Here is an 18,581-nt window from a genome sequence, read left to right as displayed (position 1 = left end):
GAGCAGTACAAGCGGCAGGGACACCGCAGCTACCTGCCGATGCCGTTCGCGGTGGTCGTCGGCGGGGAGGCCGGCTGGGGCTTCCATGTGGTGACCAGCGCGGCCAGGTGCTCGACGCGACGGTGTTCGAGCAGTACAAGCGGCAGGGACACCGCAGCTACCTGCCGATGCCGTTCGCGGTGGTCGTCGGCGGGGAGGCCGGCTGGGGCTTCCATGTGGTGACCAGCCGGCGGACCTGGTACGACGTCGGCGCCTCCCGCCCGGACCGCATCCTCATCGAGGCCGAGATCGACCCGGGGACGCCCGTCCTGCCGCTGCGGCTGTACACCGGCGAGCCGGCGACGGTCGTGCGGAAGTTCCTCACCGAAACCGGGCAGCCCCCGCTGCCACCGGCCTGGGTGTTCCGGCCGTGGATGAGCGGGAACGAGTGGAACACGCAGGCCCGAGTGCTGGCCGAGGTGCGCCGCAGCCTCGCCGAGGACATCCCGGTCGGGGCGGTCGTCATCGAGGCCTGGAGCGACGAGGCGACCTTCGTGGCGTTCCGTGACGCGCGCTACGAGGTGCATCCCGACGGCGCGCCGCACCGCCTCGCCGACTTCGAATTCCCAGCCGACGGGGCCTGGCCCGATCCGAAGGCGATGATCGACGAGCTGCACGGGGCCGGCGTGAAGGTGCTGCTCTGGCAGATCCCACTGATCCCGACCGACCGCGGCAACGACGGCCAGGTCGCCGCTGACCTCGCGACGCTCGCCGCGCGCGGCTACGCCGTCCGGGAGGCCGACGGCTCACCGCACCGCAACCGCGGCTGGTGGTTCCCCGGCGCGCTGCTGCCCGACTGGACCAACCCCGAGGCCCGGCGTTGGTGGCTGGACAAGCGCCGCTACCTGGTCGAGGAGCTCGGCGTCGACGGCTTCAAGACCGACGGTGGCGAGCACCCGTGGGGTCACGATCTGCGGTACTCCGACGGATCACGCGGCGACGAGGGGAACAACCTCTTCCCGGTGCGATACGCGGCCGCCTACCACGAACTGATGCGGTCAGCGGGGACCGACGGCCTGACGTTCAGCCGGGCCGGCTTCACCGGGTCCGCCGCCTTTCCCGCGCACTGGGCCGGCGACGAGGACTCCACCTGGGAGGCGTACCGGGCGTCGATCACCGCCGGCCTGACCGCCGGTGTCGGCGGCATCTTCTTCTGGGGCTGGGACCTGGCCGGCTTCTCCGGGGACATCCCGGACGCCGAGCTGTACCTGCGTTCGGCGGCGGCCGCCTGTTTCGCCCCGATCATGCAGTACCACTCCGAGTTCAACCACCATCGCGACCCGTCGGTGGACCGTACGCCGTGGAACATCGCCGAGCGCACCGGGGAGCAGCGGGTGCTGGAGGTCTTCCGGCGCTTCGCCCGGCTGCGCGAGGAACTCGTGCCGTACCTCGTGGACCAGGCGGAGCGGTCGGTGCGGACCGGAAAACCATTGATGCGACCGCTCTTCTTCGACCACCCCGACGACAAGCGGGTCTGGGACTGGCCGCAGCAGTGGCAACTCGGCGACGACCTGCTCGTCGCCCCGGTCACCGAACCCGGGGCCACGACGTGGCCGGTGTGGCTGCCGGCGGGGGAGTGGGAGGACTTCTTCACCGGCGAGCGGCACAGTGGCCCGGTCGAGGTTCACCGGAGGGTGCCGATCGACGAGATCCCGGTCTACCGCCGCCTGGCTTGATCCACCCGGCCGCGCCGGCCACGAATGCGAGTGGCTCCGCCGCTGCGCCGCCGACCCGTGCGGCGCAGCCGGCGCGTCAGACCTGCGTGATCACGTCCTTGCCGTACGCGGTGAGGGTCTTCTCCTTGTCGTCGTGCATGAGGTAGAGGGCGAAGTTGTGGACCCCGATCTCCTTGAGCTCCTGCAGTCGGTCGACGTGCGCCGACTCGGGTCCGACCAGACAGAACCGGTCGACGATCTCGTCGGGTACGAAGTCGGTGGACGGATTGCCGGCGCGACCGTGGTGTGAATAGTCGTAACCCTCGCGGCCCTTGATGTAGTCGGTCAGCGCCTTGGGCACGACCCCGGAGTCGCCGTAGCGGGCGACCAGGTCGGCCACGTGATTGCCGACCATGCCGCCGAACCAGCGCAACTGGTCCCGTTGGTGCGCGAGATTCGTGCCCACGTACGCAGGTGCGGCCACACACATGGTGATCGAGTCGGGGTCCCGGCCCGCGGCGATGGCCGCGTCGCGTACCGAACCGATCGTCCACCGGGCGATGTCGGGATCGGCCGTCTGCAGGATGAAGCCGTCGGCCTGCTCGCCGACCAGCCGCAACGCTTTCGGGCCGTACGCGGCCATCCAGATCTCCAGCCTGCCGTCACGCACCCACGGGATGCGCACCGGCGTGCCGTGATGCTCGACCTCGTTGCCCTCGGCCAGCTCCTTGATCACGTGCATGGCCTCGCTCAGCGTGGCCAAGCTCGCCGGCGGTTGGCCGATGACCCGCCGGGCCGAGTCGCCGCGGCCGATCCCGCACACCGTGCGGTTGCCGAACATCTCGTTGAGGGTGGCGAAGAGCGACGCGGTGACCGACCAGTCGCGCGTGCTCGGGTTGGTCACCATCGGCCCGACGATCAGGTGTTTGGTCGCGGCGAGGACCTGCGAGTAGATGACGAACGGCTCCTGCCACAATACGCAGGAGTCGAACGTCCATCCGTAGCGGAAGCCGTTGTCCTCGGCGGCGGTGAGACCCGCCACGACGTCGCGAGCGGGCGGGTCGGTCTGGAGTACGACACCGAAGTCCACGGTCCCTCCTTGGTCAGACCAGGTATTGACTGAGATCGCGCTTGAGGAACGTGCCGTGTCCCGCCGCGCCATGGAAGGCGTTGTCGTCGACGACGACCCGACCACGGGACAGCACGGTGGAGACCTTCCCGGTCAGCTCCATGCCCTCGTACGCGGAGTAGTCCACGTTCATGTGGTGGGTGCTGGCCGAGATGGTCTGCCTGGCCGTCGGGTCGTACACCGTGAGGTCCGCGTCCGCGCCGGGCGCGATGACGCCCTTGCGCGGGTAGAGGCCGAACATCCTGGCGGGCGTGGTGGAGCTGATCTCCACCCAGCGCGGCAGGGTGATCTCGCCTTTCACGACGCCCTGATAGAGCAGGTCCATCCGGTGCTCGACGCCCGGCATCCCGTTCGGGATCTTGGAGAAGTCGCCCCGGCCCAGTTCCTTCTGGTCCTTGAAGCAGAAGGGGCAGTGATCGGTGGACACCAGCGACAGGTCGTTGGTGCGCAGGCCCCGCCACAGTTCCGCCTGGTGCTCCTTGGGTCGCAGCGGGGGAGAGGCGACGTACTTCGCGCCCTCGAAGTCGGGCCTGGCCAGGTCGTCCAGGGACAGGAACAGGTACTGCGGGCAGGTCTCCGCGAACACGTTCTGGCCGGTGTCGCGGGCCTGGGTGACCGCGTCGAGGGCGTGCGCGGCGGACAGGTGCACGATGTACAGCGGCGAGCCGGTGACCTTTGCCAGCGTGATCGCCCGTGAGGTCGCCTCGCCCTCCAGCTCGGGCGGCCGGGTCAGCCCGTGCTGCACCGGGTCCGTGTGACCGCTGGCCAGCGCTTGGGCGACGAGCTGGTCGATGGCGATGCCGTTCTCCGCGTGCATCATGATCATCGAGCCGGTGTCCCGGGCCTTCTGCATCGCCCGCAGGATCTCCCCGTCGGTGGCGTAGAAGACACCCGGATAGGCCATGAACATCTTGAACGTGTTGACGCCCGCGTCGATGCAGGCCTCCATCTCCTTGAGAGACGTGTCGTTGACGTCCGAAATGATCATGTGGAAGCCGTAGTCGATCGCGCAGTTACCGTCGGCCTTGCTGTGCCACTTGTCCAGCGCGGACAGCAGGGACGTTCCCTTGCCCTGTACGGCGAAGTCCACGATGGTCGTCGTGCCGCCCCAGGCTGCCGCGATCGTCCCGGTCTCGAAATTGTCCGCCGAGAATGTCCCGCCGAACGGCATCTCCATGTGGGTGTGGCCGTCGATGCCGCCCGGCACCACGTACTTCCCGGTGGCGTCGATCACGCGCTCGGCGCCGGACGCCCACTGCTGCGCCAGACCTGAGTCGGGCGCGGCAAGCGCCGCGATCCGCTCGCCCTCCACCAGCACGTCGGCCGGGTACGCCCCGGTGGCGTTGACGACTGTTCCGTTCCGGATGACGATGCTCATGGCGTCACCAGCGATTCGTACGTGTCGGGCCGCCGGTCGCGGTAGAACGCCCACAGGTCACGGACCTCGGCCAGCTTGTCCATGTCCAGGTCGCGTACGACGACCTCGTCCTCGGTGTCGGACGCCGCGTCGCCGACCAACTGCCCGCGCGGGTCGACGAAGTACGACTGGCCGTAGAAGTCGTTGTCGCCCAACGGTTCCACGCCGACCCGGTTGATCGCGCCGACGTAGTACTCGTTGGCGACCGCGGCCGCGGGCTGCTCCAGCCGCCACAGATACTCCGACAGGCCGCGACTTGTGGCGGAGGGGTTGAAGACGATCTTCGCGCCGGCCAGGCCCAGAGCCCGCCAGCCCTCCGGGAAGTGCCGCTCATAGCAGATGTAGACGCCGATGCGGCCGACCGCGGTGTCGAACACCGGATAGCCGAGGTTTCCCGGCCTGAAGTAGAACTTCTCCCAGAAACCCTTCACCTGCGGAATGTGGTTCTTGCGGTGCTTGCCGAGGTAGGTGCCGTCGGCGTCGATCACAGCGGCGGTGTTGTAGTAGACGCCCGGCTGTTCCTGCTCGTACATCGGCACGATCAGCACCACGCCGTGCTGCTCGGCGACCTCCCGCATCAGCGCGGTCGTCGGCCCGTCCGGGATCGCCTCGGTGTAGGAGTAGTAGTCCGCGTCCTGGATCTGGCAGAAGTACGGGCCGTAGAACAACTCCTGCAGGCAGACCACCTGCGCGCCCTGCGAGGCGGCGCTGCGAATGGCCTCGACCGCGTTGGCGATCATCGACTCCTTGTCGCCGGTCCACTTCTGCTGCACCAGCCCGGCTCGGATGATGTTGCTCATCAGGATCGCGGCGTGGAAACCCGGCCGTTTAGGGCCGGGAGGTAACGCCGCTCCCTCCCCTCGATGCTCGTCTTGCATGATGGGTGGATAGAATGTGAGGCGTGGGTGAGGTGGTGAAGCGGGCATACAAGTACCGCTTCTATCCGACTCCAGGGCAGGCCGATCAGCTCAACCGCACCTTCGGGTGCGTGCGAAAGGTCTACAACCTCGCCTTGGAGGCGCGCACTCGTGCGTGGGCCGTTGACCGGCAGCGCAGCACCTATGTGCAGTCCTCGGCGTGGCTGACCGAGTGGAAGCGCACCGAGGAGCTGGCGTTCCTTAACGAGGTCAGCTCGGTGCCGTTGCAGCAGACGCTGCGGCACCTGCAAGCCAGGTTCGCCGCGTTCTGGGGCAAGCGGTCGCGCTACCCGCGTTTCAAGGCCAAGCGCAAGTCCCGGGCGTCGGCGGAATACACCCGCTCGGCGTTTCGCTGGCGTCACGGGCAACTCACCCTGGCCAAGATGGACGCCCCGCTGGGCATCGTGTGGTCGCGGCCCCTGCCCGAAGGGGCCGAACCGTCGACGGTCACAGTGTCCCGCGACGCGGCCGGTCGGTGGTTCGTGTCCCTGCTGGTCGACGACTCCACCGTCAAGCCACTGCCGCCGCTGTCCACGGCGGTCGGGGTGGACTTGGGCATCACGAGCCTGCTCACCTTGTCCACCGGGGAGAAGATCACCAACCCGCGTCATGAGCGCGCCGACCGGCGCAAGTTGGCCAAGGCGCAGCGGAACCTGTCCCGTAAGGGCAAGGACACCAAGAACCGGGCCAAAGCTCGGCTTGCCGTGGCCCGCATCCACTGCCGCATCGCCGACCGGCGGCGGGATCACCTGCACAAGCTGTCGACTCGACTCGTCCGCGAGAACCAAACGGTCGCGATCGAAGACCTCAGCGTGCGCAACATGCTGCGCAACCACAGCCTGGCCCGCGCCATCTCCGACGCGGCATGGACACACCTGCGCAGCATGATCGAGTACAAGGCCGCCTGGTACGGGCGGCAGGTGATCGCCGTCGACCGCTGGCATCCGAGCACGAAGACCTGTTCGGCGTGCGGGCGGATCAACAACGCGATGACCCTCGGCGTTCGCGCCTGGACGTGTCCCGGCTGTGATGCCGTGCACGACCGGGACGTCAACGCCGCGTGCAACATTCTCGCCGCCGGGCTGGCGGAGAGGTGAAACGCCTGTGGAGGGCCGGTAAGACCCGACCCGCGTCAGCGGTGAAGGCGCGGCCCGGTGAAGCAGGAACCCCCTCGGTTGACTGAGGGAATCCCCGCCCTTCAGGGCGGTGGAGGATGTCAATTCTCCCCCTTCGCGTGCGCGGTGCGCGGCATCGACAGCGCCAGGTAGACGAGGAACCCGCCGACCAGACCGACCACCCAGCTGTAGTCGTAGAGCGGCTTGAGGAACGGGATGAGCCCGTCGGAGGGGAACGGCCCCTTACCGGGTGCGGAGTAGGCGCCACCCACCGCGAGGACCGCGCCGACGACGGTGGCGACGATGGCGGCCCAGTTCCACCCGCCGGAGAACCAGTACCTGCCCTCGGGGCGGTAGAGGGCCGGCAGTTGGAGGCTGGTGCGGTAGCGGATCCAGTACCCGGCGATGAGTACGCCGGCGACCGCGCCGAGCAGGCCGCCGTAGAACCCGAGCCAGACGAAGATGTAGATGTTGGGGTCCTGCACCAGGCGCCACGGCTGGATCAGGATGCCGAGCACGCCGGTGATCAGGCCGCCGGTCCGGAAGTTGATCAGTCGGGGCAGGGCGTTGGAGAAGTCGTACGCCGGGCTGACCGTGTTCGCCGCGACGTTCACCGACAGCGTGGCGACCACGACGGTGAACAGGCCGAGCGCGACGACCAGCGGGTTCTCGAACTTGGCCGCGAGCTGGATGGGGTCCCAGATCGCCTCGCCGTAGATGACGGCCGTGCCCGAGGTGATCATGATCGAGAGGAGGGCGAAGAACGACATCGTGGTGGGTAGACCGAGGACCTGGCCGTACGCCTGCTGCCGCTGACTGCCGCCGAACCGGGTGAAGTCGGGGATGTTCAGCGACAGCGTCGCCCAGAACGCGATCATCCCCATCAGCGACGGCGCGAACAGCTTCCAGAAGTCGGCGCCCCAGCCCAGCTTCGACGGCTCGGACAGGATCGGGCCGAGCCCGCCCGCCTCGACCATCACCCAGATCAGCAGGGCGACGGCGACCACGATGACGAACGGCGCCGCCCAGTTCTCGAAGCGCCGCAGGGTGTCCATGCCCCGCCAGATGATCGCCATCTCGATCGCCCAGAACAGGAAGAACGAGGCCCACAGCGTCCACGGGTGGTCCATCACCGTCGCCGCGTCGACCCACCAGGAGCCCAGCAGCTTGCCGGCGATGGCGTAGATCGCCTCGCCGCCGATCCAGGTCTGGATGCCGAACCAGCCGCACGCGATGAAGGCGCGGAGCAGGGCAGGGAGGTTCGCGCCGCGCACACCGTAGAACGCGCGGGCGAAGACCGGGAACGGGATGCCGTACTTCGTGCCCGCGTGGCTGTTCAACAGCATCGGGATCAGGACGAGCAGATTGCCCAGCGTGATCGTGAGGAACGCCTGCACCCAGTTCATGCCGAGCTGGATGAGCCCGGCGGCGAGCAGGTAGGTGGGAATGTTGTGCGCCATGCCGATCCACAGCGCCGCGAAGTTGTACGTGGTCCAGGTGCGCTTCTCGATGGGTACCGGGGCGAGCTCTTCGTTGAAGTACGGGCTGCCGGCGATCGTGGAGAAGTCACGCAGCTCGACTCGGCCATCGGGATGGGTGATCTGTGTGCCCGGCTCGACCGCGGTGGTTTCGGCGGGGGGCAGGGGTTCAACGGCCATCGCTCACCTCGCTGTTGCGCTGCCGCAACAGTGGCCGGCCAACCGGCGCGGGTGCTGCGGGTGGGGGCGGATCAGCTCGATCTTTATCTCGGAATGGTGGGTGTCCCGGACCCGCCACGGCAGCGGCAAAGTGTCCACGCTTGCCGTGATCAGGGCACACTGTGTCCACCGGCACGGCCGCACCGAGCTGTCAATCGGCGCGGTGGCTCGATTCGCCACTCCTGCTGGACCCTTGACCCGTCACGCCTCGTCGAGTTCGTGCACCAGAAGCGCGACGTACAGCGACAGCATCGACTCCGGGTCCTCCAGCGACACCCCGAGCACCTGCGCGATCCGCGACAGCTGCTGGTAGTAGGCCGTGCGGGACAGGTGCGCGGCGGCTGCCGCCGCCGACTTGTTCCCGCCCTGCTCGCAGAAGCAGCGCAACAGCTCCACGAGCCGGGTGCGCTGGTTGGCGTCCCGCGTCAACAGCGGACCCAGCTCGCGGTCCGCGAATGCCCGGACCCGCTCGTCCTCCCGCAACAGATGCAGCAGGCCGCGCAGGCGCACATTGTCCAGCTTGTGGTAGAGCTGCGTGCCGGGGGAGCGTAGGGCCGCCCCCGCCACATGCGCGGCCTCGCCCAGGCTGCGGCGCACCTCGGCGACGTGGGACACCGTGGTGCCGACCGCCACCAGCACCGGACCGGCCGCGGAACGATGCACCTCTCTGGCCAACCGGCGCAGTACCGCGTCGACCCCGGCCTGCGCGGGCAGCGACAACAACGCCCGAACGCTCGTGTCGTCCACGACCCCCACCAGGGCGGGCACGGCCACCCGCCGTGCGGCCAACGCGGTCGCCTCCGCCAGGTCGCGCAACACCTCCTGCCAGGCCAGCGCAGGGGCGCGCGGCGTCCCCGTCGCGGGCCGGATCGCCACCCCGACCAGCTGCCGCCGCTCGAGGCCGACGCCCAGCGCGGCCGCCCGGGCGGCCAGATCCGGCGGCGGTACCGCCTGACCGAGCAGTTGCGCGAGCAACATCCGGTGCGTCTGCCGCTCCAGACTCTCCCGATCGCGTGCCACCAGCCGATGTACCGCCAGCGCCGACGCGGCCCGCTCGGCGACCACCACGTGCCGGTGCGGCGGAGGAGCCGGCGAGAGCAGGACCAGGCGGCCCCAGTCCGCGCCCTGCGCGCCGACCATCGTGACCAACCAGCCGGACTCCTCGTCGTACGCGGTCCGCTCCGGCGCGGCCATCGACCGGGACCGCTGACCCCAGTCGGCCAGCAGCTCGGTGGGATTCTGCCCGGCCGCGTCGTACGCGAGCACCTCGTGCCCCAGCGTCTCCAGCACCACCGGCAGTCCGGAGATCCTGGCCACCTCGCGCAGCACCTCGGCCGGCTCCGCCCCGGCCACGGTGAGCGACGTGAACGTCTCGTGCACCTGCTCGGCAGCCCGCAGCTCGGCGAGCTGGGCGTCGACGATCAGCGCCACCACCGCCTCGGTGACGGACACGAACCTCGTCTCCTCCGCGAGCGTGATCAGGGGGAGTCGGTGCCGGTCGGCCGCTGCCACGAGCGCCTCCGGTATCCCGTCACTCCACCGCCGGACCAACTCGATCACCAGTCCGGCCGCGCGGACCGCGGCCAGGTCGGCCACGTACCTCGTCAGCGCCGCCGCCTCGTCCGGCAGCGCGATTCCGGTGGTCAGCACCAGTTCTCCGCCGCGCAGCAGGTGCGCGATGTCGGCGACCTCCGCCACGTGGACCCAGCGGACCCGGCCCTGCATGCCGGCCGACCCGGCCACCACCTGCGGCTTCGCGCGCCGGATCACCGGCAGCGCGATGGCTTCTGCGACGGAGGGATACATCGCGGCCTCCTGTGGGAGGGACTGCACAGAACGTAATGCCGTTGCCCCCGAAGCGGCACAGGTTGTGCGTAGCGGTTGGACAACGATTGCCGCCACACTCGCCGTACGGGCGAGATACGGGAGGACGCGATGGCGCACCGCGAGCTGCTGGCTAGACACCGGTCCGTGATGCCGAACTGGCTGGCGCTGTACTACGAGCAGCCGATCGAGATCGCCAGCGCACACGGTCGCCGGGTGACCGATCGCGAGGGACGAACCTACCTCGACTTCTTCGCCGCATTCTCACCAACGCCATCGGCTACGACGTGGCCGAGATCAGCGACGCGATTCGCTCGCAGCTCGACACCGGCGTGCTGCACTCGTCCACGCTCTACCTGATCAAGTCGCAGGTCGAACTCGCGGAGAAGATCGCAGAGCTGTCCGGCATCCCGGACGCCAAGGTGTTCTTCACCAACTCGGGCACCGAGGCGAACGAGACCGCGCTGATGCTCGCCACCCAGTACCGCCGCAGCGAGCAGGTGCTCGCCCTGGCCAACTCCTACCACGGCCGCGCATTCGCCACCGTCGCGATCACCGGCATCCGCGGCTGGTCGGCCAGCGCCCTCAGCCCGATCAAGGTGAGCTGGGTGCGCGGCGGCTACCGCTACCGCAGCCCCTTCCGCGAACTGTCCGACGCGGACTACATCAAGGCCTGCGTGGCGGACCTGCGCGAGGTCATCGAAACGACCACGGCGGGGGACGTCGCCTGCATGATCGTCGAGCCGATCCAAGGGGTCGGTGGCTTCACCACCCCGCCCGACGGGTTGTTCGGCGAGTTCAAGAAGGTGCTCGACGAGTACGGCATCCTCCTCGTCTCCGACGAGGTGCAGACCGGCTGGGGCCGCACCGGCGAGCACTTCTGGGGCATCCAGGCGCACGACGTCGTGCCCGACGCGATCACCTTCGCCAAGGGCCTGGGCAACGGCCTCGCCATCGGGGGCGTCGTCGCCCGTGCCAACCTCACGGACTGCCTGCGGGCCAACTCCATCTCCACCTTCGGTGGCAACCCGCTCGCCACCACCGGTGCTCTGGCCTCGCTGAACTACCTGCTGGAGCACGACCTCCAGGCCAACGCCGGAAGGCTGGGCAGCCGTCTGCTCGACGGCCTGCGCGCGGTCGCCGCGGCGCAACCCGTGGTCGGTGACGTCCGCGGCAAGGGCCTGATGATCGCGCTGGAGCTCGTCGGACCCGACGGCGAGCCCAACCCGGCGGCCGCCGTGGCGCTGCTCGAGGAAACCCGGGACCGGGGGTTGCTCGTCGGCAAGGGCGGCCTGTACGGCAACGTCATCCGCCTGGCGCCGCCGATGACGCTGACCCAGGCCGAGGCGGAGGAGGCACTCGAGATCCTCACCCAGTCGATCGAGGCCGTGGCCAAGGAGGTGCAGCAGCGATGAGGACCACCCACTGGATCGGCGGCAAGCCGTGGAACGGTGTCGCCGAACGCACCGGTGACATCTACGACCCCGCCACCGGCCAGGTCGCCGGACAGGTCGACTTCGCGACCGCCGAGGTCGTCGACGAAGCGGTCGCCGCCGCCGGCGAGGCGTTCTCCCGATGGCGTACCGCGTCCCTCGCCCACCGGACGAACGTGATGTTCTCCTTCCGGGACCGCCTCCATGCCCGCCGGTCCGACCTCGCGCAGATCATCACCGCCGAGCACGGCAAGGTGCTGTCCGACGCGGCGGGGGAGATCCAACGCGGGCTGGAGAACGTCGAGTTCGCCTGCGGGATCCCGCAGATGCTGAAGGGCGGGTTCAGCGAGAACGCCTCGACCCAGGTGGACGTGTACTCCATCCGCCAGCCGCTCGGCGTGGTCGGCGTGATCACCCCGTTCAACTTCCCGGCGATGGTGCCGCTCTGGTTCGTGCCCAACGCGATCGCGTGCGGCAACACCGTGGTGCTCAAGCCGAGCGAGAAGGACCCGTCGTCGGCGAACTTCCTGGCGGAGCTCTTCGCGGAGGCCGGGCTACCGGACGGTGTCCTCAACGTCGTGCACGGCGACAAGGAAGCGGTCGATCGGATTCTCGAGCACCCCAGCGTGAAGGCCATCTCGTTCGTCGGCTCCACCCCGATCGCCCGCCACGTCTACCGGACGGGCACCCACCACGGGAAGCGGGTGCAGGCGCTCGGTGGGGCGAAGAACCACATGGTCGTACTGCCGGACGCCGACCTCGACCTCGCCGCGGACGCCGCCGTCTCGGCCGGCTTCGGCTCGGCCGGTGAACGGTGCATGGCTATCTCCGCCGTCGTGGCCGTCGACCCCGTCGGTGACGGGCTGGTCGCCAAGATCGGCGAGCGGATGGCCGCGCTGCGTGTCGGCGACGGCCGTCGCCCGGGCTGCGAGATGGGACCGCTGGTCACCGGTGCCCACCGCGACCGGGTGCTGTCCTACCTCGACGCCGGCCGGTCGGCGGGGGCGCAGCTGGTGGTCGACGGGCGGAGCCACCCGATCGACGGTGAGCAAGCCGGATTCTGGCTCGGGCCGACCCTCTTCGACCACGTCGACACCGACATGTCCATCTACACCGACGAGATCTTCGGACCGGTGCTCTCGGTGGTGCGGGTGCCCAGCTACGACGCCGCCGTCGAGCTGGTCAACGCCAACCCGTACGGCAACGGCGCGGCAATCTTCACCAACGACGGCGGCGCGGCGCGCCGCTATCAGAACGAGGTCGAAGTAGGCATGGTCGGGGTGAACGTCCCCATCCCGGTCCCGGTGTCGTACTACTCCTTCGGTGGCTGGAAGGACTCACTGTTCGGTGACGCACACGCGTACGGGCCGGAAGGGGTGAACTTCTTTGTCAGGTCCAAGGTGGTCACCAGCCGGTGGCTCGACCCGTCCCACGGTGGGGTGAACCTCGGCTTCCCACAGAACACTTGAGCACCTGACCCGGCGTCGGGCGGTCAGCCGGGCCAGGAGCGCCAGTGGGCGGCGTAGGCGCCGCCGGCACGGACCAGCTCGTCGTGGCTGCCGAGTTCGATGATGCGGCCGTCCTCCAGCACCGCGCCCCGGTCCGCGGCGTGCGCGGTGTTGAGCCGGTGGGCGATTCGATGACGGTACGGCCGGTCAGCACGGCGGCCAGCGCCCGCTCGGTGCGCCGCGAGCCGCTGCCCGGGGGCGCGGACGCCCTGCCCCGCGGTTCCGGCGGCACCTGACCGACGCCCAGCACGCGGGCGAACGAGGCGAAGCCTCGCTGCGCCTGCTCCATCCAGAGCAACAGCCGGTCCCCGGCGTGGAGGTTGGATTCGCCCCGCCGGCGGATGAGCGCCCGGAACCGCAGATCGACGACAAGGATCTGGGGTCGCTGGGCTGATCCAGGCCCGATCAGCCTGCCGGTCGGCCAGACTGCAAGGGTGAAAGTCGCCGCGCCCACGATCAGGTGGACGCCGTGGCGGTTCGTGACCGCGTTCGGCGTGGTCAGCCTGCTGTCGGACGTGGTGTACGAGGGCGCCCGCTCGGTCATCGGCCCCTACCTGGCCACCCTCGGCGCGTCCGCGACCCTCGTCGGGCTGGTCACCGGCGTGGGGGAGGCGTTCGCCCTGGCGGGACGGCTGGGCACCGGACCGCTCGCGGACCGTACCCGGGCCTACTGGCCGCTCGTCCTGGTCGGCTACGCCGTGACCATGGTCGCCGTGCCCGCCCTCGGGCTGACCACCGCGTTGTGGCTGGCTGCCGCGCTCTTCATCGCGGAGCGTGCCGGCAAGGCGATCCGCGGCCCGGCGAGGGATGTCATGCTCTCCCACGCCGCTGCGGCCACGGGCCGCGGCAAGGGCTTCGCCGTCCATGAGGCGCTCGACCAGGCCGGCGGCGTCGCCGGGCCGTTGCTGGTCGCCGCCGTACTGGCCGCCACCGCTTACGACTACCGGCCCGCGTTCCTCACCTTGGCCGTGCCCGGCGTGGCCGGGATGCTCCTGCTGCTGTGGCTACGCGCCGGCGTGCCCGACCCCGGTCGCTTCGAGCCGGGCCCTCGACCCGGCGCAGCGCCGGCCCCGCCGGGCGCCCGGCTGCCCCGCGTGTTCTGGACCTATCTGGCGTTCACGGTGCTGACCACGGCCGGCTACGCCACCTTCGGGGTGCTCAGCTTCCACCTCGCCACCCGCCACGTCGTACCGGTGGCGGTGGTCCCGGTCGTGTACGCCGCCGCGATGGGCGTCGACGCGGTCGCCGCGCTGGCCTCCGGGTGGCTGTACGACCGGGCCGGCGTCCGGGTACTGGCCGCCGTACCCGTCCTGACCGCCCTGATCCCGCTGGCCGCCTTCACCACCACCCCGGTCACCGCGGTCGCCGGGGCCCTGGCCTGGGGCGCGGTGCTCGGCATCCAGGAATCCACCATGCGGGCGACCATCGCCGACATCGTCCCCGCCGCGCGGCGGGGCACCGCCTACGGCATCTTCGCCGCCGGGTTGGGCGCGGCGACCCTGGTCGGCGGGCTGCTCACCGGAGCCCTCTACGACTACTCGATCACCGCCGTGATCATCACCGTGGCGGGCATCCAGGCCGGTGCCCTGATCCTGTTCCTCGCCATCGTTCGACCGGCTACCCCTGCCCGGGCTGCCTGAGCCGGCGGCGGAAACCGTCGCACGCCGCATTGCCGTCGACTCCCCAGTGACGGGGATGCATAGTCAGCCGCCGGCGGGGGTAGAAGGACGTCACTGCATTGCAGCGGGTCAGGGCGGAGCTGCCCCGAGCGGCCTCACGCGTCGATCCGCGCCGGCTGGTACCCCGGCCCTCGGCGGACGCCGCTGACGTGCCGCCTGACCCGTCGGCGGTGCGAGATGACTACCCCATCATCGCGTTCCAGGGAGGGCGGCCAGTCATGTTGTTCCAGAATGGATCCGTTCGTCGATGGCAGGCGCTGGCCGGGGGGCTGCGCAGCCCCGGCGACCGGAGCTGGCGGGCGTTCGCGTTCGCCGGTTCCCGCACGTGGCACGGACGCCTCGTCCGCCGGGTCGGGTGATCGCCATGGCCGCTGTGTCGGCGCCCCGGTCGGCGCGCACCGCCCCGTCGGTACCTCGCGGTTACGTGGAGTACCTGCAGGCCAGGCTGCTGGAGGCCGAAGCCAGCCTGACCGCGATGACCGAGCGGTACGAGCGGACGAAGGCCCGCTTCGATCGCTGCTACGCCCGCCACGGCATCACCCCCGGGGCCGACATCGTCAACTACATCAACGCGAAGGGGATGAACCCGGAGCTGAAGTTCTGGTACGCCAAGGTCGAGCACTTCCAGCGGGAGGTGACCGCCTACGGGGCGGCGCTGACCGGACTCGACGCCGCGCGCCGGATGCTCGGCGACCGCGTCCCCGAGTACGGGAGCGCGCGCAACAACAGGCGTGCCTTGAACCGCGCCGGCTGACGACCGCGGGGTCACCGCCGCGCCGTCGCCGGCGGCTTGCGGCGGACGAGCGCGTCGATGCCCCGTCGCCGCCTCCCGCCTACGTCGACCGGGCGACGTCATGGCCGGCGTCGTCGCGGAGGCCGCCCCCGATCCGCTCTACGCGGACCGACCCGAACCGGGTAGCGCGGACGACAGGTGGTGCCGCTGCCGCGACCGGCGGCACCGGCGCGGCGACGCCGGCGCAGCGGTCGCCGCCGGGCTCGTCAAGGCTGCTGCAAGGAGAGCCTTCGGCCGCGGGGGCAGGTCGTCCACGTCTCGGGCGTGACGCAGCGGGGACAGCAACAGCGGGACGGGCGTCAGCGTGAGCCCGACCCCGATGAGGAACAGGGTGGGGCGGACGCCGAGCAGGCCCCCGAGCGCGCCGCCGAGCAGCCCGCCGAGCGGAAGCGCACCCATGACCAGGAACCGCATGCTGGCGTTGACCCGGCACTGGAGCCGGGCGGGAACGGTGGACTGCCGGTAGGTGATCTGGGTGATGCCGTAGATGACCTGGCCCATCCCGCTCCCGAGGAACCCCGCGACGAAGAGGGTGGCGGCCCAGCCCCGGCCGGTCAGTGGGACCAGCAGGTTGCACGGGCTGGTCACCGCGAGGGACAGCCAGATGATGCGGGCGGAGCCGACGCGGCGGGCGAGCCGGGCGGCCGTGGCGGCGCCGAGCAGGGCCGCGGCCGGGGCGGCGGACATCAGCATGCCGGCCGTACCGGGAGAGAACCCGACGGTGTCGACCAGGAACAGGATGATCAGCGCGGTGGCGGCGGTGAACAGTCCCTCCCGAGCCTGGTGCACCGTGTCGGCTCGCCCGGTCGGTGCGGACGTGGGCTCGCGCACCCTGATCCGGGCCAGGCAGGCCGCGCTGACCAGGAAGCTCACCGCGTCGACCAGCAGCGTGTTCGTCGCGCCCACCAGTTGGGTGAGCCAGCCGCCGAGGCTGGGGCCGGCGACCTGCCCGGAGGAGCGGACGACCTCCACGGTGCAGTTGCCCCGCAGCAGATCCTTCCGGTCCAGCAATCTCGGCAGGTAGGACTGATGACCGATGTCGAAGACGACCCGCATCACGGCCATCACCGCGGCCATCGTCATGAGCAGCGGCAGGGTCAGCCGGGACAGCGCGGCCGCCACGGTCACCGTGACCAGCGCGGCGCACCGCACGAGGTCGGTGGCGATCAGCACCGGTCGTAGCCGGCGCCGGTCCAGCCAGACGCCGGCGGGCACGCCGAGCAGGAGGAACGCGCCGTTCTGCACGGCCACCAGAGCGCCCAGCTGCCACGGGGTGGCGTCCAGGAGCAGGACGGCGATCAGTGGAAAGGTGATCGTGGTGACGTCGGTACCGAGTTGGGTGACGGTCTGACCGGCGACCACGAGCCGGAAGTCCGCGGACCGCCACGGCGCACCCTGAGGTCGAGCTGTCATCTGCGCCCCCGCACATGCCGTGGATACCGGATGTCGCGCCCGTGACAGGGCGAGGTGCGAAGGGAGATCGGGGTTTTCGGGAGGGCGTGGCCCTCGGTCAGAGGCTAGCCCAGCAGAACGCCGCCGCGTCGCGGTACGCCGTACGCGGGGTGGCCGGTGCGGCAACCACGCCCGCCGTGGCGGCCGTTCCCGCGCCCGGCGGGGACGGCGCTGGGTACCGTGCCGGAGTGGAGGTTGGATTCGCCCCGCCGGTCTCCGGCTCGTGGGCCACCCCGGAGAACATGATCCACGTCGCTCGCCGGGCCGAGCAGCTCGGCTACCACTCGCTGTGGGCGTTCCAGCGCCTGCTGGTCCCCGCCGACCTCGGCTGGAGCGAGACGTACCACAGCGTCCAGGATCCGCTGACCACGCTGGCGTTCCTGGCCGCCCACACCGCGCGGATCCGGCTCGGCGTCGCGGTGCTCGACATGCCGTTCATCTCGCCGGTGGTGCTGGCCAAGCAGACCGCGACCCTCGACATCCTCGCCGGCGGGCGGCTCGACGTCGGGCTCGGCCTCGGTTGGGCGGACGAGGAGTATCAGGCGACCGGTGTGAGCAAGCATCGGCGGGGGCACCGGGCCGAGGAGTTCCTCGCTGTGCTCCGCACCCTCTGGCAGGACGACGTCGCCGAGCATCGCGGCGAGTTCTACCAGGTCCCGCCGACACGTCTGGAGCCGAAGCCCGTGCAGCGGCCGCATCCCCCGATCCTGCTGGGCGGGCACGCGCCCGCGGCGCTGCGCCGGGCCGGCCGGCTCGCCGACGGGTGGGTCAGTGGCAGCCAGGCGGACCTGACGGACATCGGCGAGTCGGTCGCGGCGGTCAGGGCTGCCGCGGCGGACGCCGGGCGCGATCCCCGCTCGTTGCGGTTCGTCTGCCGAGGCGTCGTCCGGGTACGTTCGACGGGCCCCGCCGAGCGCGAGCCGCTCACCGGCACGCTGGAGCAGATCAGGTCGGATCTCGGCCGGCTCGCCGCGGCCGGCATCACCGAACTGTTCGTCGACCTCAACTTCGACCCGGAGATCGGCTCACCCCGCGCTGACGCGGGGGCGTCGCTGCGGCGGGCCGACGAGGTGCTCGACGCCCTCGCCCCGGCCCGCTGACCCGCTCCGGCCGGCGGTCACCCGGCCGCCTCCGCCGCCGACCACGCCGACCAGCCGGTCACCCGCATCGCCACCACCGGCCCGGCCGGTGGCTGTCGCACGTACTGCGGATATTTGTCGGCCAGCGCCGCGCGCGCCGCGGCCTCCTCCGCGCGGTCCGCCACCAGCCGGCCCTGCCCGTCCAGCCGGACCCACCACAGCCATGACCAGTCCTCGTCGTACTCGTCGATCAGCAGGCAGACGTACCCGGTCGCCTGGATGTTCTCCAGCCGGCGTAGCCGCCGGTGGCGCTTGGGCTTCTCGTCGACCGCGTGGTAGACGACGTCGCCGAGCAGGACGAAACACACCGGCACCAGGTGCGGACGGCCGTCGTCCCCGACGGTGGCCAGCCGGGCCACCCGGGCCGATCCGACCCGGTGTCGGAGTTCGTCGGCGGCCACCGGCGGGGCCGGACCGACGCGCTACCGGCTGCCCTTGAGATTCCGGCAGAGCCGCTCGGGATCGCGGACGAAGTCCATCCCCTTGTCCCGCACCCGGCTGAAGTCGTCGATCATGTGCTGCACCTCGCCGGGGGTGAAGCGCCGGTCCTCGTCACCCTCCTTCTTCAGCCAGTTGATCACGTCGTCGTAGTTCTTCCACTGTCGCTTGGCCATCAGGCGCTCGATGTCCGTAACGTCGTAGTCTTTCTGCATCGCCTGACTGGACGGGTCGTGGATCTTCATCACCTGCTCCTCTCCGTGCCGGATGCTGCGTCGCGCGATTGCCCGGGGAGAGCGCGAGCAAACGGGGCCGGTCCGGCTGAGGGCCCGGAGTCAGGAGGGAC

The 18,581-nt window shown here is 70.4% G+C and carries 15 protein-coding genes and 2 pseudogenes; 8 read left to right on the top strand and 9 right to left on the bottom strand.

Annotated elements, in window-relative coordinates:
- Nucleotides 1–1,715, top strand: a 1,715-nt coding sequence (locus tag JNW87_RS04635; RefSeq protein ID WP_305070442.1) for a TIM-barrel domain-containing protein, incomplete at its 5' end; no start/stop codon positions are given.
- A 76-nt stretch (nt 1,716–1,791) separates the two neighbouring features.
- Here the strand turns inward: JNW87_RS04635 and JNW87_RS04630 are convergent.
- Genes JNW87_RS04630 through JNW87_RS04620 form a run of 3 tightly spaced genes read right to left on the bottom strand, consistent with a single transcriptional unit; the run spans nt 1,792 to nt 5,040 of the window.
- Entirely contained in the window at nt 1,792–2,784 is a 993-nt protein-coding gene (locus JNW87_RS04630; RefSeq protein WP_238453167.1) for a TIGR03842 family LLM class F420-dependent oxidoreductase, read from the bottom strand.
- 13 nt (nt 2,785–2,797) lie between these two features.
- Nucleotides 2,798–4,201 (bottom strand): dihydropyrimidinase, encoded by a 1,404-nt coding sequence (hydA, locus tag JNW87_RS04625; RefSeq protein WP_238453166.1) that lies wholly within the window; start codon nt 4,199–4,201, stop codon nt 2,798–2,800.
- Nucleotides 4,198–5,040: a nitrilase-related carbon-nitrogen hydrolase gene (locus JNW87_RS04620; protein WP_238453165.1), complete on the bottom strand. Its 843-nt coding sequence runs from the start codon at nt 5,038–5,040 to the stop codon at nt 4,198–4,200. Before JNW87_RS04620 ends, hydA begins: the two co-directional genes overlap by 4 nt.
- A 101-nt stretch (nt 5,041–5,141) precedes the next feature.
- On the opposite strand from JNW87_RS04620, the gene JNW87_RS04615 reads away from it, so the two are divergent.
- Nucleotides 5,142–6,254, top strand: coding sequence for a transposase (locus JNW87_RS04615; protein ID WP_238453164.1), 1,113 nt, complete (start codon nt 5,142–5,144; stop codon nt 6,252–6,254).
- A 119-nt stretch (nt 6,255–6,373) separates the two neighbouring features.
- Here JNW87_RS04615 and JNW87_RS04610 read toward each other — a convergent pair whose 3' ends face one another.
- A complete protein-coding gene (locus JNW87_RS04610) occupies nt 6,374–7,930 on the bottom strand; it encodes an NCS1 family nucleobase:cation symporter-1 (protein ID WP_238453163.1) in 1,557 nt (518 codons plus the stop codon).
- 240 nt (nt 7,931–8,170) lie between these two features.
- Nucleotides 8,171–9,775 (bottom strand): PucR family transcriptional regulator ligand-binding domain-containing protein, encoded by a 1,605-nt coding sequence (locus JNW87_RS04605; protein ID WP_238453162.1) that lies wholly within the window; start codon nt 9,773–9,775, stop codon nt 8,171–8,173.
- Between the two features lie 129 nt (nt 9,776–9,904).
- Between JNW87_RS04605 and JNW87_RS04600 the strand changes: the two are divergent.
- Nucleotides 9,905–11,208, top strand: a pseudogene (locus tag JNW87_RS04600) (aspartate aminotransferase family protein).
- A complete protein-coding gene (locus JNW87_RS04595; RefSeq protein WP_238453161.1) occupies nt 11,205–12,695 on the top strand; it encodes a CoA-acylating methylmalonate-semialdehyde dehydrogenase in 1,491 nt (496 codons plus the stop codon). Before JNW87_RS04600 ends, JNW87_RS04595 begins: the two are co-directional and overlap by 4 nt.
- 23 nt (nt 12,696–12,718) lie before the next feature.
- On the opposite strand, the pseudogene JNW87_RS41320 reads toward JNW87_RS04595, so the two are convergent.
- A pseudogene (locus JNW87_RS41320) lies at nt 12,719–12,918 on the bottom strand (ABC transporter ATP-binding protein); the annotation flags it as partial.
- A 250-nt stretch (nt 12,919–13,168) separates the two neighbouring features.
- Between JNW87_RS41320 and JNW87_RS04590 the strand changes: the two are divergent.
- The 3 genes from JNW87_RS04590 (at nt 13,169) to JNW87_RS04580 (ending at nt 15,167) form a co-directional block, all read left to right on the top strand.
- A complete protein-coding gene (locus JNW87_RS04590; protein ID WP_238453160.1) occupies nt 13,169–14,374 on the top strand; it encodes an MFS transporter in 1,206 nt (401 codons plus the stop codon).
- Between the two features lie 257 nt (nt 14,375–14,631).
- Entirely contained in the window at nt 14,632–14,772 is a 141-nt protein-coding gene (locus JNW87_RS04585; protein WP_238453159.1) for a hypothetical protein, read from the top strand.
- 65 nt (nt 14,773–14,837) lie between these two features.
- A complete protein-coding gene (locus JNW87_RS04580) occupies nt 14,838–15,167 on the top strand; it encodes a hypothetical protein (RefSeq protein ID WP_238453158.1) in 330 nt (109 codons plus the stop codon).
- Nucleotides 15,168–15,305: 138 nt separating this feature from the next.
- Here JNW87_RS04580 and JNW87_RS04575 read toward each other — a convergent pair whose 3' ends face one another.
- Nucleotides 15,306–16,619 (bottom strand): MFS transporter, encoded by a 1,314-nt coding sequence (locus JNW87_RS04575; protein ID WP_238453157.1) that lies wholly within the window; start codon nt 16,617–16,619, stop codon nt 15,306–15,308.
- A gap of 227 nt (nt 16,620–16,846) precedes the next feature.
- Here JNW87_RS04575 and JNW87_RS04570 point away from each other — a divergent pair, with 227 nt between their 5' ends.
- Entirely contained in the window at nt 16,847–17,758 is a 912-nt protein-coding gene (locus tag JNW87_RS04570; RefSeq protein WP_238453156.1) for a TIGR03619 family F420-dependent LLM class oxidoreductase, read from the top strand.
- Between the two features lie 17 nt (nt 17,759–17,775).
- Here the strand turns inward: JNW87_RS04570 and JNW87_RS04565 are convergent, their stop codons facing one another.
- Both JNW87_RS04565 and JNW87_RS04560 read right to left on the bottom strand, forming a co-directional pair.
- Nucleotides 17,776–18,198, bottom strand: coding sequence for a TIGR03668 family PPOX class F420-dependent oxidoreductase (locus tag JNW87_RS04565; protein ID WP_238453155.1), 423 nt, complete (start codon nt 18,196–18,198; stop codon nt 17,776–17,778).
- Between the two features lie 21 nt (nt 18,199–18,219).
- Nucleotides 18,220–18,480, bottom strand: coding sequence for a hypothetical protein (locus JNW87_RS04560; protein WP_161557970.1), 261 nt, complete (start codon nt 18,478–18,480; stop codon nt 18,220–18,222).
- Nucleotides 18,481–18,581: the final 101 nt, after the last annotated feature.

Source organism: Micromonospora sp. ATA51, from assembly GCF_016802855.1.
In the GTDB taxonomy this organism is placed as follows: domain Bacteria; phylum Actinomycetota; class Actinomycetes; order Mycobacteriales; family Micromonosporaceae; genus Micromonospora; species Micromonospora sicca.
This window is presented reverse-complemented; position numbering and strand designations above follow the sequence as displayed.

What these genes read in the sequence shown, in the direction of transcription:
- JNW87_RS04560 (WP_161557970.1), bottom strand. Translation starts at nt 18,480, where the DNA reads ATGAAGATCCACGACCCGTCCAGTCAGGCGATGCAGAAAGACTACGAC.
- JNW87_RS04610 (WP_238453163.1), bottom strand. Translation starts at nt 7,930, where the DNA reads ATGGCCGTTGAACCCCTGCCCCCCGCCGAAACCACCGCGGTCGAGCCG.
- hydA (WP_238453166.1), bottom strand. Translation starts at nt 4,201, where the DNA reads ATGAGCATCGTCATCCGGAACGGAACAGTCGTCAACGCCACCGGGGCG.
- JNW87_RS04620 (WP_238453165.1), bottom strand. Translation starts at nt 5,040, where the DNA reads ATGAGCAACATCATCCGAGCCGGGCTGGTGCAGCAGAAGTGGACCGGC.
- JNW87_RS04575 (WP_238453157.1), bottom strand. Translation starts at nt 16,619, where the DNA reads ATGACAGCTCGACCTCAGGGTGCGCCGTGGCGGTCCGCGGACTTCCGG.
- JNW87_RS04585 (WP_238453159.1), top strand. Translation starts at nt 14,632, where the DNA reads ATGTTGTTCCAGAATGGATCCGTTCGTCGATGGCAGGCGCTGGCCGGG.
- JNW87_RS04605 (WP_238453162.1), bottom strand. Translation starts at nt 9,775, where the DNA reads ATGTATCCCTCCGTCGCAGAAGCCATCGCGCTGCCGGTGATCCGGCGC.
- JNW87_RS04595 (WP_238453161.1), top strand. Translation starts at nt 11,205, where the DNA reads ATGAGGACCACCCACTGGATCGGCGGCAAGCCGTGGAACGGTGTCGCC.